The following is a 13,683-nucleotide window of genomic DNA, read 5'->3' as shown; positions in this document are numbered from 1 at the left end:
TCAAGGGAGAAAAGGAACGTTATGCTGATTGGATGCTGCGTCAACATGCTCCCCAAGGAGAGCAGCGACGCCGGAGCCTGGTATGCCCCGGAGATCAAGGCCGCCGGCTATGATTACCTGAAACTGCCCATCGGACAGGTGGCGGGCCAGAGCAATGTGGAATTGAGGAGATGCGCTCCTATTTGAAGGAGGTGTCCCTCCCTGTGTACGCCTGCAACAACTTCTTTACCGCGGACATCAAGCTGGTGGGAGAGCAGGTGGACGCCGGGGCGGTGCGCGCCTTTTACCAGCGCGCCCTGGAGCGGGCCGCTTGTCTCGGCGCCCGGTATGTGGTGTTCGGCAGTCCCTGGTCCAAATCCTGCCCGGAAGGATTTTCCCGGGACAGGGCGTTCGATCAATTGGCACAGTGGTGCTGTGAGATCGGGGACGAGGCCCGCAAGCGGGGTGTTGTGATCGCGTTGGAACCTAACAACCGCGGGGAGACCAATATGATCAACACCTTTGCGGACGTGGTGGCCCTGGCCAAAGCCGCGGACCATCCCAACATCCGCTGCCTCCAGGACTATTACCACCTGCGCGCGGAAAGTGACACCGTGGACAGCCTGCTGGAGTACGGCAAGGACTACCTGGTCCACACCCACTTTGCCCGATTTGCCCAGCGGGGCTTCCCCGCCTCTATGGAGGAGGACCCCTACTATCAGACCTATTTTGACGCGCTGAAAGCCCTCGGCTACTGCAGCGGGATCAGTATGGAGGGCTTCCCGGAGAGCCGGGAGAGCTTTCCGCGGGAGGCGGCGGATACCTGCCGCTTTTTGCGCTCCGCCTCTCGGTAAACATACCCTATCCCCCGTTAGATTTTATTTTGAAAGGATGAAACACAATGGCAGCTCCCCATGTATGTATTTTGCAGACCAGCTTCGCCAAGCGCGAGGACACCGTGGCCTTTTTGAAGGAAAAAGTCCCCGGTGTGCGGGTGGAGTTTATCACCGACAGCACCCTGCTCTCCGACGTCCGTGCCAACGGTGGCCCCACCCAGGCCGTTATCGACCGGATGACCCTGTATGCCAAGGCCGCTGAGATCTCCGGCGCCGACCTGATCGTCAACTCCTGCTCCACCGTGGGCGAAGTGGCCGACATCTACGCCAAGGAAGTCAACATTCCCGTGATGAAGATCGACCTGCCCATGGCCAAGGAGGCCGTCTCCCTGGGCACCAAGATCGCCCTCATCGCCACCCTGGAGACCACCCTGGGCCCCAGCCAGCGGCTCATTGAGAAGGTGGGCGCAGAGCAGGGCAAGAAGATGGAGTGCACCCAGTACCTCCAGAACCCCGCCTGGGACGCCCTCCAGGCCGGCCATCCCGAGGAGCACAACCGCATCCTCATGGAGAGCATCCGGGAGCTGGACAAGATGGGCTATGACGCCATCGTCATGGCCCAGGTATCCATGCGTGCCCTGCTCCCCGACCTGAAGGACGTAAAGACCCCGCTGCTGTGCAGCTTCTACAGCGGTTACGGCGCCATCGCCGACAAACTCAACGAGATCGCCGCCCAGAAGCGGTAACGGAATATTATGTTTGAAAACGGCCTCCCGCCCACAGGCGGGAGGCCGTTCTTGCCCGGACGTTGTCCATCAAGGGTAAGACAAGGCAAGCCCCCTGCGGCCTACTCCGCCGTTTTGCGGAAGCGGTGGGGCGTCACGCCGAATTTGGCCTTGAACACCTCAATGAAATAGCTGGTGCCGCAGAAGCCGGTGTCGTAGGCAATCTGGCTGACGGACAGGGCGCTGTGACGCAGCAGGTGGGCGCTCTGGGCCAGGCGGTAGGACTGGAGATAGGAAAAAATGGTCTCGCCCGTCACCCTTTTGAACAGGCGGCAGCATTCGCTGGGACTGAACAGGACCGCCCTGGCGATCTGGTCCAGGGTGATGCGCTCCCCGTAGTGCTGGTGCAGGTAGGTGAGGATGGCCTGGACGGCGGCGTTGCTCTGGACCTGCCGGCCGCCCTGGGCGCCGCCGGCGCGGTGTTCCAGCAGGGTGCGCCACATGCGGCCCAGCAGGGCGGCGGCCTCCCACTCATATCCGAAGGCTTTCTCCTCGTACAGCCGGTAGACCTGGGGAATGGCGGAGAGAAGGTCGTTCTGCCAGGGGACCCCAGGGCTGAGGGGGAGATGGGCCAAGGTCGGGTCCTTCAAATAGGGGGAGACATAGACCCGGTCAAAGACGCTGCCGGGAAAGGAGGACAGCAGCCTGGGATGGACATCCAGGCATAGGTAGGCGCTGTCCGGTCCCCCCGCGGGCCGGGCCATGTGGAGGTAGCCGCTGTTGACAAAAATGCCCTCCCCTGGATGGAGGAGGTATTGCTGCCCGTTGACAAAAAAGAGAATGGCGCCCGCGGTCACAAAACAAAACTGTATTTCCTTGTGCCAGTGCCAGTTGATGAATCCCAGAACATTTTTGCTCAAAACAGACTCATAAACGGCCAAAGGGAAGGAAAAGGAACCATGGCTGGTGGTTTCCATCTGGTTTTGATTGATGGGGATGTCCAGTACCTGCATGTGGAGACACCTCAATCCAGTTATATTATCCGCCTCTATTATGGTATTATTCGGCATAAAAATCAATATAATGATAATTGACCAATTCCGATTGAATTTTTGTATGGAGGTGCCGGTATGAGCTTGGCGTTTACATGGGATGAGGCCTATGGGGAGGAGCTGGTGGCGTTTGTCCAAAAGAGTGTCCAGACCCGCAGCTACTCCGACGAGGAGGGCAATTACGCCCGCCTGATCGAGGCGAAGATGAAGGAACTGGGATTTGACGAGGTGCGGATCGACCCGGCGGGCAACGTGGTGGGCCGGGTGGGCAGCGGCCCCCGGATTATCCACTTCGACTCCCATATGGATACCGTTCAGGTCAACGACGGGGACCAGTGGGTCAGCCCGCCCTTCGGCGGCGAGATCGTGGACGGGATGCTCTACGGCCGGGGGTCGGTGGACATGAAGTCCAGCCTAGGCGCCTCCGTCTACGCCGCGGCTCTGGCCAAAAAGTCCGGCCTGCTGGAGGGAAAGACGGTTTATGTCACCGGCTCGGTGTGTGAGGAGTACTGCGACGGCGTCTGCCTGGAGCACTTTTACCGGGACTCCGGCATCCGCCCCGACTGCTGCGTCATCTGCGAGCCCTCCAACAATGTGATCACCCTGGGCCACACCGGCAAGGTCCAGGCCAGAATCAAGACCCACGGGGTCTCCGCCCACGGCTCCGCCCCGGAAAAGGGGGTCAACGCCGTCTACGAGATGGCGGAGATCATCACCCGGGTGGACCAGCTGAACAAGCGGCTCCAGGCCACCCCGGGCTGCGGCACCATCGTGCTGTCTGATATCTCCTGCGTCTCCGCCTCCCTGAACGCGGTGCCCAGCGAGTGTGAGATCTACCTGGACCGCCGCCTTCGGATGGGGGAGACGGTGGACAAGGTGAAGGGGGAACTGGAGGAGCTCATCGCCGGCAAGCGGGCCACCTGGGAGCCGGGCACCCTGTACCACACCAGCTGGAACGGGGCGGAGCTGGTCTATGAGCCCGCCCACGACCCCTGGAAGATCGGCGAGCAGGATCCTCTGACCCTCAAGTGCAATGAGGCCTATGAGGCGGTCTTCGGCAAGGCCCCGGAGAAGTACGACTTCTGGGACTTCGGCACCAACGCGGTGGTCCCAGTCTCCATGGGAGTCCCCACCATCGGCTTCGGCGCCGGGGAGTACAAGCTGGCCCACATGCGGGACGAGCGCTGCGCGGTGGAGCAGATCAAGGAGGCCTGCCGCTTCTATACCCAGCTGATCTCCCTGCTCTGACCCGGAAGAATAAGCGAGGGACGGCACATGGATTTGCGTAATGAAATCAGGGGCATGGAGCCCGAACTGCTGACCTGGTACCATCACCTGCACCGGAACCCGGAACTGGAGCTGGAGCTGCCCCGGACGGTGGCCTATGTCAGCGGGCAGCTGGCCGCCATGGGCGTGGAACACCGGGTCCTCCCCGGCTCCACGGGGATCGTCGCGGCTGTGGGACAAGGCCCGGGGCCGGTCATCGCCATCCGGGCGGACATGGACGCCCTGGAGGTGCGGGAGGAGACGGGGCTGCCCTATGCCTCGGAAAACGGGTGTATGCACGCCTGCGGCCACGACGCCCACACCGCCATTCTGCTCACAGCGGCCCGCTGGCTCAAGGCCCATGAGGATACGCTGCCCGGCCGGGTCAAGCTGCTGTTTCAGACGGCGGAGGAGACCCTCCAGGGCGCCCGGCATATGATCGCCAACGGAGCCCTAGAGGACCCGGCGGTGGACCGCATCCTGGCCCTCCACGTGGGGGGACTGGGCGGGGAGGCTCCGGCGGGGCATATCGTCCTGTCCCAGGGGGTGGCCTTCCGCTCCAGCGACAACATCCATATCGTCATCAGGGGCCGGGGCGGCCACGCCGCCTCCCCCCATCTGAGCGTGGACCCGGTGGTGGCCGCCGCCCGGGTCATCGAGGCCCTCCAGACCCTGGTCAGCCGGGAGGTGTCCCCCAACACCCCCGCCGTGGTGAGCATCACCCATGTCCGGGCCGGGGCGGAGACCTATAATGTGATCCCGGACCAGGTCCTGCTGCTGGGGGGCATCCGCACCGTGGACCCGGAGACCAGGGAGTATCTGGTCCGGCGGGCGGAGGAGGTGGTCCGGCAGACCGCCGCCTCCATGCGCTGCCAGGCGGAGTTCTCTCGGATGGACGGGGCCCCCGCCATGATCAACGACCGGGACACCGCCCTGCGGGTGGAGCGGGCGGCCAGCCGCCTGTTCCCGGGAGAGGTGCACTGGATGAAGGAGTCCAACGGCGGCAGCGAGGACGCCGCCTACTACTTTGAACGGGTTCCGGGCTGCTTCCTGTTCCTGTCCAGCATGGCGCGGGACGGGGACGGGACGGTCTATCCCCACCACCACGCCAAGTTCCGCCTGGACGAGGGCGTCCTGTGGCGGGGCGCCGCGGTTCTGGTCCAGTCGGCCCTGGTGCTGATGGACGAAACACTGTAGATCAGGAGGAGATACCATGGGTAAGATCGATCTGACCCTCTGTCCCGAGGGCCTGTCCCATAACATCGCCAAGGCCCGGGAACTGGGCATTATCATCCCCACCATCGAACAGATGCGGCATCCGGAGACCATTCCCCAGTCCATCCAGGACCGGTTGAAAAAGGTGGGCCTGTGGGATGTGGACCCGCTGAACCTGTTCCGCATCACCTGGAAGAACGAGGCCGAGGAGTCCGGCGGCGGCTACCAGGCCGTCCCCAACTATGTGGAGCTGCCCACCGCCCTCACCGGCGTCCCCTGCCGCATCGTGGCCATGGCGGGCAAGTGGTTCCCCACCGGCTGCCACAAGGTGGGGGCCTCCTTCGGCTGTCTGGCCCCCCGGCTGGTCACCGGCCAGTTCGACGTGACCCGGCACAAGGCGGTCTGGCCCTCCACCGGGAACTACTGCCGGGGCGGCGCCTTCAATTCCCGGCTGCTGGGGGCCCAGGGCGTGGCCATCCTGCCCGCCGAGATGAGCCGGGAGCGGTTTGATTGGCTCCATGAGATCGGCGCGGAGGTCATCGCCACCCCCGGCTGCGAGTCCAACGTGAAGGAGATCTTCGACAAGACCAACGAGCTGAAGGCCGACCCCCGGTACATGATCTTCAACCAGTTCGAGGAGATGGGCAACCCCCTGTGGCACTACAACGTCACCGGCTATGCCCTGGCCGACCTGTTCGAGGCCGTCAAGGGCCCGGGCGACCGCTTTGCCGGCGCCTGCTTCACCTCCGGCTCCGCCGGGACCCTGTCCGCTGGCGACTTGCTGAAGGAGCGCTATCCCGGCCTGAAGCTGGGGGTGGGGGAGGCCCTCCAGTGCCCCACCATCCTGAACAACGGCTTCGGCGGCCACCGGATCGAGGGCATCGGGGACAAGCACATCCCCTGGATCCACAACGTGAAGAACACCGACATGGTCATCGACATCGACGACGAGGACTCCCAGCGGCTGCTGCGGCTGTTCAACACCCCCCAGGGCCGGCAGTACCTGCGGGAGGAACTGGGCCTGAAGGAGGAGCTGCTGGAGAAGCTGACCTGGCTGGGAATCAGCGGCATCGCTAACGTGCTGTGCTGCATCAAGATGGCCAAGTATTACGAGCTGACGGAGCGGGACGTGGTGGCCACCGTCCTCACCGATTCCGCCGTGATGTACCAGTCCCGCATCGACGAGCTCAACCAGCGCCTGGGAGCCTACACCGTCTGCCAGGCGGCGCTGGAGCACGGCGTGCACCTACTGGGACTGAAGACGGACCACATGATGGAGCTGAACTACCAGGACCGGAAGCGGGTCCACAACCTGAAATACTACACCTGGGTGGAGCAGCAGGGCCGCACCGCCCAGGAGCTGGACGCCCTCTGGTACGACACTGAGGGGACCTGGGACGCCGTCCACGCCCAGGCTGCGGAGCTGGACCAGCTGATCTGCGCCTTCAACGACGCCACCGGCCTGCTGAAGGACCTGTGACCGGACGGGACCGGCAGATGGAATATAGATCAAAATGCGGGAAGGCCGCCTCGGTAACGAGGCGGCCTTCCCGCGCCATATATAGAAGAAGGTAGAAGGAAGCGGAGGTGGGACGGCGGCTGTTTAGTTGGTGTGGGAGCCGTCGAAGGCGGAGTTGAGGGCGCAGGTGACGCACTTTTCGTGGGCGGGGTGGGAACTGCCGCACACCGGGCAGACGACCATGTCCTTCTGTTCACTGGCGAACAGCTCGATCTTCTGGCAGTTGGGGCAGCAGTAGACGTCGGCGTGAAAACGCTCTTTCAGCAGGGCGCTGCCCATGGGGTAAGACTTGACGGCGAGCTCCAGCTCGGCGCCGCAGTTGGGGCAGAGACGTTTCATAACAGTTTTGCACATAAGGATGGCTTCCTTTCATAACAATAGCCGAATGATACTTTTCAACCAAAAATGGAGACAAAACCAGTTTGTAGCCTGTTTTTTGATTCAATACTTGCGGAAAAGCTCCGCTTGATGTATGCTCATCATAGCGGGAACCGGTAAGAGAAACAATCTCTTTTTCTGAGATTATTGATACCAAAACTGTTATGAGAGGAAAAGCGGCTATGAATCTGAACCAACTGCGCGCCTTTGCGCATCTTTCCCATACCCTGCATTACCAGCGGACCGCGGAGGAACTGGGCGTGAGCCAGCCCTCCCTGAGCCGGACCATCCGCGCCTTGGAGGACGAGTTGTCCGTCCCGCTGTTTGAGCGCCGGGGCAGGAACGTGGTCCTGACCAAATACGGCAGCGTGTTCGCCAGACATATCACCCAGGCCATGCGCGAAGTGGAGACCGGGGAGCGGTGCGTGCGGGAGCTGGCGGACCCCTCCCGGATGAACATCATGATCTCGGTCAGCTACTATCTGTCGGTGGGGTACCTGCCCGCTTTGACCCGGCGGTACCTGGACCGCCACGCCGTGGAGCGCTATTTCTTCCAGTTCAGCCAGGGCAATACGCCCCAGGTGCTGGAGGAGGTGCGCGGCGGCGTCAGCGAGATCGGCTTCTGCGCCTACCTGGAGGACCAGGCAGATATTCAATTTCAGCCGATCCTGCGCCGTCCCCTGTGCGCGGTGGTGCCGCTGGGGCATCCCCTGGCCCAAAAGGCGTCCACAACGTTGGCGGAGGTCAGCCGCTACCCCATGATCCTGTCCACAGACAAGACTCATTTTACAGAGGACCTGTTCCGGGGCAAGGGCCTGTCCCTCAATGTGGTGCTGCGCATGGGCGAGGACTACGCCATCGCGAACCTGGTGGGGCAGCGGTTCGGCGTCTCTGTCCTGCCCCAGAATGAACAGCTGGCCGCCTGCGGCGTCCGTCTGCTTCCCCTGGAAGACCGGGAGGCCTTCCGCACTTTTTATCTGGTCACCAGCAGAAACCGGGTGCTGTCGCCCCAGGCCGAGGCTTTTTGCAGCTTCGCCCTGGAGGAGAGCGGGAAAGTGGCGGAAGCGCTGTGAGGCTGGCGGACAATAAGAAATCAGGAGGCTGCGGCAGCTGCCGCAGCCTCCTGATTCATTTGTCTATGAAAAAGGGTTTTAGGATTCTTCTTTCTTCTTGGGTGCGGTCAGGAACAGGAGGACCAGTCCGATGCCGGAGGCGGCGGACAGCATCAGCCAGAGCATGGAGCTGTCGCCCGTCTTGGGCACCAGAGGTACCTTGGGCTCGTCGATGTCGGTGGGCGGTTCCTCGGGGCCGGGATCGCCGGGGGTGGGCACGTCGGGGAGGTCCGCGTCCTTGGTGTAGTAGACATGGATGACCTTGTTGCCGTCCAGTGTGCCGGACAGGGGATCGCCTGTGGTACTGTCGTAGGTATAGCCCGGGATTTGGATGGCGTCCTTGTCAGAGACATCATACCGGGACCCTGCGGGCAGCCGCTCCTCGTAGCTGAGGGCGATCTCCTCGCCGGTGTCTTTGTCCAGGTAGTTGACGGTAACGGTGTAGTAGGTGCCGTCGTCGCCTCCTCCACCTTCTTCGCCGCCGCTTCCGGGCGTTTCGCCGCCGCCGCCGGGCGTGACCTCGACGGTAAAGACCCAGTCGATCTCGGCGATCAGGCCCTGGAGGTCATTTCCAGCCTCCTTGGGGATGACCAGGGTGACGTCGATCTCCCGCTCGTCGTCATTGCCGGAGAACTCGGCCAGTTGGATGCCGCCGCCCAGGGTGCCGCCGTAGACCTTGCCGCCGTACTGGACCTCCAGCTTGGCGGTGACTGCGGCGGCCTGGAGAGGCGTCGCAACGGCAGACCCGCCGCCCTCCGCCTGCACGGCGGCGCTGCGTTCCGGGGCTACCGTCTCATCGGAGGAGCTGTCGCCCGTCTCAGGGGGCTTGGGGGCGATGGACTCTCCGGTGAGGGTGGTGTAGTCCGCGTTGGGGTTCTCAGCCCTGAGGTACATGGTGACGGTGTCGCTGCCCAGGTTTTCCACCTTCAGCTTGATGTGCTGGGTGATGGAGTCGCCGGGCATGAGGTCCTTCATGTTCCGGAATAGGTCCACATTCTGGGGATGGGCGTGGGCATCCTTCTCGGTGTGCTCATAGACCGTCACATTCCGGAAGGAGAACTGCTGGGTGCTGACATTGTAGACCACAGTGGGGTCGTCGTCCCCGGCGGCCACGGTGAAGTTGGCCAGGGAGAAGATCATGGTGAGGGTCAGCAGGGCGGACAGGAACTTTCTCATGCGTTTTTTCATTCTGTCCACCTCCTTACAGCAGTTCAGGGTCTACGCCCCAGGCGTCCACCACAGCCTTGGTGCTGCCTTTGACGCCGTCGGCCTGAATGGCGTCGGCCAGGATGGTGACCTGGAGGGAGTAGCCGCTGGCGGGAGCATTCTTGAGCTGTGTGCAGCTGTTGATCAAATATGCCGTGTAGCCGTTGGGCGAAACAGGTTTGGTGTAGTAGTAATAAGTCCCGTCCTGTTTCCAGCCGTTTCCGAGGTCCAGATTCAACTGATAATCTTGACCGGGGACCGGGGCCACGCCGTAGACGTTGCCAGTCGCGTCGGCCCAATTTACCACAATGGCGGCGCGGATATAGGCGTCCACATCGCCGGTATTTTGGATTCTGACGTTGCTCTTGGTCGTACCGTCAAAGGACTCGTCTACGAAGCTGGTAACGGACGCAGGTGCAAAGGTATTTTTGACTTCTTCTGTACTGGTAGCCAACCAAGCCAAGGTGCCGCCCACAGTGCAGCAGAGGATCAGAGCCACTGCCGCCAGGGCTGTAAAGCCCTTCTGATTCCATTTCCGGGGAAGTTCACGTTTTCCGCGTTTCATGGCTTAGTCCTCCTTTCATGTTTTGGGAGACTGTTTCTTCCGGTTATCACCGGTAGCCGCCCAATTGTTGATGGCCCAGGAATTGCCGTCCAACCAATAGATCTCCTTGCGCTCGTTGATCACCGTCACGCTTTCCGGAGAAGTCGAGGGCTGCAAAGTTACCGCCTTCACGCTGCCGTCGGCGGCCTCATAGCGCCAGGACCATCCGTCGTCTTCCGTTACGGTATAGCTGCCCACGGGCAGGCCGGTAATGGTAACGCTGTTGTTGCCCTGAATGGTCACGGTGGTCCCGATGGTTTTCGTCACCGGATTTCCGCCAGTACGCGCCACAGTGAAGATAAAGGACTGGTTCTCATCAATGTCCGCAGCGCCTCTCTTGGTGATGGTCAGGGTGCAGAATTGGGGGTGGATGCGGAACTGGGCACCGTCAGGAGCGGCTGTGCAGCCGCTGCCGCAGACGGAGCCGTTTTTGATCCAGCCGAAGGTAACGTAGCTTGTGACGTCGGTGCCGTTGATCGTGGCGGTCACAGTGACGTTGACATCCTCGTCAGGCATGACCGTCAGGTTGCCTCCGATCCCGTAGGTAAAGGTCAACGCAGGCTTGCCGGCCTTGTTTGCCTCGCTGACAGCCGCCTCGCTGGAAGGAGTATGGGTCGCGTCCGCGGCCTTAGTGTCCGACCACGTGACTGCTCCGGTGGGGGCGAAGCCAGTGGTGGAAATGTTATTGCCGTAATACTCCTCGGTATCGCTCCAAGTCACAGTAGGCTTGAGCACATGGACGGTGAAGGTGTCCTCGTTGCTCTGGTAGGCGACGCCGTTGACCTCGGTGGTATAGCACCGAATGTCTTCCTGGCAGTCGGTGAAGCTGGCGGCGGCCGAACCATCCACGGAGTAATAGAAGGTGAAGGTATCCGGGCTGGGCTTGGAGCCGGTCATGGTGACCGTTGTGGAATCAACCGTTCCCGTTGTCCTGTCGACCCAGGTCCATTCGGCAATATTTTGCATATTCTCGGAGTAATCCGCACCGGGGACTTGGCCCAGATAGATGGTGCTGTCATTCACGGAGACGACGGGGACAAACACGCTCACCTGCCCGGTACCGCTGGCCGAAGACTTGTTTTCCCAGCTCTCCGCATGTTCTTCGACCGGATCATCGTCAGCGCTGATCACGCAGGTGATGGAATAAGAGGTGTCAACGCCGATGCTGGTGAGATCGGCGGGATCGGGGTGCGTAACGGTGACAAATTCCTTGACCCAGTCAGGGACAGCTGCCAGGTCTTCCTCCCAATGGTCAAGGCGCAGTGTATGCCCGGCAATGGTGACCGTCGCGTCCGCATTCAGTTCCGAGACAGAGAGGCTGTTGCCGATGTACACGTTCTTGTTATCAACGCTTACCACGGGTTCCTTGACCGGGACATCCACAGCCGGAGCTTCGAAGTTTTCCATCAGGTTCCCATCGCCGTCGAAGACGCCGGAAACGGCCTGGGAGTTGGTGGGAACGCCGTTGCCGCCCCAGAACGCTTCTTTGGGCACTGCGGTGAACGTAATGATGAGCTTTTTGCCCTGAGATACGTGAGTCGTGTCATCTGTGGCCACATAGTTTGCGGAGAAATCGAAGCCGCTTACGCTGACAGCGCCAGCGGGATCGACCGTGACCATGGCATTAAAATCCTCTGCGCTTTCCCAGGAAGACTCCTCGTCATAGTCGCCGCCCTTATACTCCGCGGTCTGGACCGTGACGCTGCTTGCGTCAAAGCCGTCAGGGAGTTCAAAATACTGGGACAGCACGTCGGTGACCACTGTGCTGGAATCCAGCGTGACACTGGAACTGCCGGATTCGATCTGGTCAGAAATTTGCTGGAAAATGTTGTTTAAAGCAGCGGAATCGGAGGCGGAAAGATAATAACTTGGGGTCTGAGGAGTACCGTTGTTGCTGGATACATTCTGCATAAACCAGTTGGCGGCCTCAGTGTTACTGCCATTCTGGTTACCGGCACTGGTTGCATCGGCGCCAGAAAAAATACCGACAGAATATACAGATACGCCAGCATTTTTGGCGGTAGTAGCCTGCGCCAAAGCGGTATTCGCTGCGGTGGCGTTAAAGTCGTCCGCATTTCTACCCGGATAGCCATCTGAGAACAAAATGATGACACGATTTCTCTTTTCGCCGCTGGGAATAGGGTAGGCATCAAGAATACCATTTGCCATCTCTAATCCGTAATTTGTGTAGGTAGCACCATTGGCATTCAACTCGCTAATTGAAGCGGCAATCGTTTGGGGACCATCTACGGTATCCATGTCTTGGAATGCGGAACCATAATAATCGCTGGCATCGACATTGTAATTATATTGGTCAGCACCAATAAATACTTCCGTATTAATCCATGGATTGTTAGAGTCTGCCCGGCTTGCGTAACCTACAACGGCAATTCGGTGATTAATGTCATCGTCAGTCCCTAATATACCATCTTTACCCTTGGCCTTTGTTTCCACTGCATTGGCGAACCCAGTCACCGCGTTGGTCAAAGCGGTAAGGCGGGAGGTGCAGGCTTCTCTTGTGGTAGTAGCGGTATAAAACTGGTAACCTTCGCTCTTAGCAGAGGTTTTTGGAGTGAGTCGATTCCCACCATGTGATCCCCAGCCGTGCTCTTGCGTGTACCATCCACCTTGACAACGGAAACTTCCATTGCAATAATAAGCCCGCTTATACTGGCCGTCCCTCAGGTAGTAATATGTTCCGTTATTTTGGACGTTATAGGTTGGTGAATATGTGTATACGGTATGGTAGTCATTATTGCCGTACATTTCTTCGCCGCATACAATACAATTTGACATGGACCCCGATTGGTCCAGAACCAGGACGATGTCCGTGGGGACCTCCGTGGAGACCGTGCTGGTGGTTTTGCTGCCGGTGACGAAAGCCTCCAGGGTGATGGTGGCCTCGGTGCCGTCGTCGTTCATGACAGCTCCTTTCTTGGTCACGATGCCAGGATTGTCCTTCAGGCCGGAGTCGTCATCCCCCACGTCCAGGGGCATGAAGCCGTAGGAGGCGGCGGCGGCGCTGGCCATCAAAGTGCGGGCACTGAACACCATGGGAGTGTCGGCGGACCCGGTCACAGGGGGCCGGAAGGGGGCCGCGTCGGTGACGTCCACGGGGGGGATAAAGTCGCTCACGGCCTCGGCCTGGGCGGCGGCCAACTCCCCAAAATAGACCCAGACGGCCTCATACCGCTCGTCGGCCTCTACCAGTTCCAACTGTTCGTCGCTCAGGGCGGCAAACAGATCATTGATCTCATCGGTGGTCCCGGTGCTCATCACCTGCTCAAAGAAGGCGTCCAGATCGAAAACAGCAGGGACCACGGGGACAGCGGGTTTTTCGTACAGTGGGCAGTCCACGGCGTGGGCCTCGCCCTCGGCGGCGCCGCAGGTGCATTTGGGGACAGAAGGCGCGGACTGCTTCTCCAGAATATACTGCTGCAAAGCCGCCTGCTGTTCTTCGGTCAGGCTGTTGAAGTATTCGGCGGCCTCGTCGCTGCGGCCCTCGTCGTTCAGGGACTGCATGTATTCGTAGGCCGCTTCGGCGTCAAATTCCGCGGCGGGAGGATTGGGGCACTCGCCGGTGTGGACCTTTCCACAGAGTTCACAGGGCGGAATGATCTCGGGCAGGCTGGGCGCGCCGGGAATGGGGTCCACCACAGGGGGCTCAGGGAGCTCCGCGGGGTCCACAGGATCGGCGGGATTCTCAGAATCAGCGGGATTCTCAGGATCAGCGGGATTCTCAGGATCAGCGGGATTCTCAGGATCAGCGGGATTCTCAGGATCAGCGGGGT

The 13,683-nt window shown here is 60.8% G+C and carries 12 protein-coding genes; 7 read left to right on the top strand and 5 right to left on the bottom strand.

Annotated features, from left to right (window positions below):
- Positions 1 to 21 precede the first annotated feature (21 nt).
- Genes I6E42_RS09960 through I6E42_RS09950 form a run of 3 tightly spaced genes read left to right on the top strand, consistent with a single transcriptional unit; the run spans position 22 to position 1,561 of the window.
- Positions 22 to 186: a hypothetical protein gene (locus I6E42_RS09960; RefSeq protein ID WP_235371787.1), complete on the top strand. Its 165-nt coding sequence runs from the start codon at positions 22 to 24 to the stop codon at positions 184 to 186.
- The gene (locus I6E42_RS09955; protein WP_235371786.1) at positions 171 to 833 is read left to right on the top strand and encodes a sugar phosphate isomerase/epimerase family protein; all 663 of its coding nucleotides are present in this window, start codon (positions 171 to 173) and stop codon (positions 831 to 833) included. The genes I6E42_RS09960 and I6E42_RS09955 overlap by 16 nt, the downstream gene beginning before the upstream one ends.
- Positions 834 to 880: 47 nt before the next feature.
- Positions 881 to 1,561 (top strand): aspartate/glutamate racemase family protein, encoded by a 681-nt coding sequence (locus tag I6E42_RS09950; RefSeq protein ID WP_235371785.1) that lies wholly within the window; start codon positions 881 to 883, stop codon positions 1,559 to 1,561.
- Between the two features lie 101 nt (positions 1,562 to 1,662).
- On the opposite strand, the gene I6E42_RS09945 is transcribed toward I6E42_RS09950, so the two are convergent.
- On the bottom strand, positions 1,663 to 2,553 hold the full coding sequence (locus I6E42_RS09945) for an AraC family transcriptional regulator (RefSeq protein ID WP_235371784.1): 891 nt from the start codon (positions 2,551 to 2,553) through the stop codon (positions 1,663 to 1,665).
- Between the two features lie 117 nt (positions 2,554 to 2,670).
- On the opposite strand from I6E42_RS09945, the gene I6E42_RS09940 reads away from it, so the two are divergent.
- From I6E42_RS09940 to I6E42_RS09930, 3 genes are read left to right on the top strand one after another with little or no spacing between them, the layout of a single operon-like run.
- Positions 2,671 to 3,840, top strand: a complete 1,170-nt coding sequence (locus tag I6E42_RS09940; protein ID WP_235371783.1) for a YgeY family selenium metabolism-linked hydrolase — start codon at positions 2,671 to 2,673, stop codon at positions 3,838 to 3,840.
- Positions 3,841 to 3,867: 27 nt separating this feature from the next.
- On the top strand, positions 3,868 to 5,055 hold the full coding sequence (locus I6E42_RS09935; protein ID WP_235371782.1) for a M20 metallopeptidase family protein: 1,188 nt from the start codon (positions 3,868 to 3,870) through the stop codon (positions 5,053 to 5,055).
- A gap of 16 nt (positions 5,056 to 5,071) precedes the next feature.
- On the top strand, positions 5,072 to 6,553 hold the full coding sequence (locus I6E42_RS09930) for a pyridoxal-phosphate dependent enzyme (protein WP_235371781.1): 1,482 nt from the start codon (positions 5,072 to 5,074) through the stop codon (positions 6,551 to 6,553).
- Between the two features lie 123 nt (positions 6,554 to 6,676).
- Here the strand turns inward: I6E42_RS09930 and I6E42_RS09925 are convergent, their stop codons facing one another.
- Complete coding sequence (locus I6E42_RS09925) at positions 6,677 to 6,946, bottom strand: hypothetical protein (protein ID WP_235371780.1); 270 nt, start codon at positions 6,944 to 6,946, stop codon at positions 6,677 to 6,679.
- A gap of 206 nt (positions 6,947 to 7,152) precedes the next feature.
- Here I6E42_RS09925 and I6E42_RS09920 point away from each other — a divergent pair, with 206 nt between their 5' ends.
- The gene (locus I6E42_RS09920; RefSeq protein ID WP_235371779.1) at positions 7,153 to 8,043 is read left to right on the top strand and encodes a LysR family transcriptional regulator; all 891 of its coding nucleotides are present in this window, start codon (positions 7,153 to 7,155) and stop codon (positions 8,041 to 8,043) included.
- 78 nt (positions 8,044 to 8,121) lie between these two features.
- Here the strand turns inward: I6E42_RS09920 and I6E42_RS09915 are convergent, their stop codons facing one another.
- The 3 genes from I6E42_RS09915 to I6E42_RS09905 form a co-directional block, all read right to left on the bottom strand.
- The gene (locus I6E42_RS09915; protein WP_235371778.1) at positions 8,122 to 9,270 is read right to left on the bottom strand and encodes a MucBP domain-containing protein; all 1,149 of its coding nucleotides are present in this window, start codon (positions 9,268 to 9,270) and stop codon (positions 8,122 to 8,124) included.
- A 13-nt stretch (positions 9,271 to 9,283) separates the two neighbouring features.
- A complete protein-coding gene (locus I6E42_RS09910) occupies positions 9,284 to 9,853 on the bottom strand; it encodes a hypothetical protein (RefSeq protein WP_235371777.1) in 570 nt (189 codons plus the stop codon).
- A gap of 15 nt (positions 9,854 to 9,868) precedes the next feature.
- Positions 9,869 to 13,683 (bottom strand): DUF5979 domain-containing protein (locus I6E42_RS09905; protein WP_235371776.1); only part of this gene is annotated, 3,815 nt, incomplete at its 5' end.

This window comes from Pseudoflavonifractor phocaeensis, assembly GCF_021531815.1.
Taxonomy (GTDB): domain Bacteria; phylum Bacillota; class Clostridia; order Oscillospirales; family Oscillospiraceae; genus Lawsonibacter; species Lawsonibacter phocaeensis_A.
The sequence above is the reverse complement of the archived record's forward strand: the minus strand, read 5'-3'. Positions and strand labels throughout refer to the sequence as shown.

Excerpts from the sequence above, each read along its gene's own strand:
- I6E42_RS09940 (WP_235371783.1), top strand. The coding sequence starts at position 2,671 with ATGAGCTTGGCGTTTACATGGGATGAGGCCTATGGGGAGGAGCTGGTG.
- I6E42_RS09915 (WP_235371778.1), bottom strand. The coding sequence starts at position 9,270 with ATGAAAAAACGCATGAGAAAGTTCCTGTCCGCCCTGCTGACCCTCACC.
- I6E42_RS09925 (WP_235371780.1), bottom strand. The coding sequence starts at position 6,946 with ATGTGCAAAACTGTTATGAAACGTCTCTGCCCCAACTGCGGCGCCGAG.
- I6E42_RS09960 (WP_235371787.1), top strand. The coding sequence starts at position 22 with ATGCTGATTGGATGCTGCGTCAACATGCTCCCCAAGGAGAGCAGCGAC.
- I6E42_RS09950 (WP_235371785.1), top strand. The coding sequence starts at position 881 with ATGGCAGCTCCCCATGTATGTATTTTGCAGACCAGCTTCGCCAAGCGC.
- I6E42_RS09920 (WP_235371779.1), top strand. The coding sequence starts at position 7,153 with ATGAATCTGAACCAACTGCGCGCCTTTGCGCATCTTTCCCATACCCTG.
- I6E42_RS09935 (WP_235371782.1), top strand. The coding sequence starts at position 3,868 with ATGGATTTGCGTAATGAAATCAGGGGCATGGAGCCCGAACTGCTGACC.
- I6E42_RS09955 (WP_235371786.1), top strand. The coding sequence starts at position 171 with ATGCGCTCCTATTTGAAGGAGGTGTCCCTCCCTGTGTACGCCTGCAAC.
- I6E42_RS09930 (WP_235371781.1), top strand. The coding sequence starts at position 5,072 with ATGGGTAAGATCGATCTGACCCTCTGTCCCGAGGGCCTGTCCCATAAC.
- I6E42_RS09945 (WP_235371784.1), bottom strand. The coding sequence starts at position 2,553 with ATGCAGGTACTGGACATCCCCATCAATCAAAACCAGATGGAAACCACC.
- I6E42_RS09910 (WP_235371777.1), bottom strand. The coding sequence starts at position 9,853 with ATGAAACGCGGAAAACGTGAACTTCCCCGGAAATGGAATCAGAAGGGC.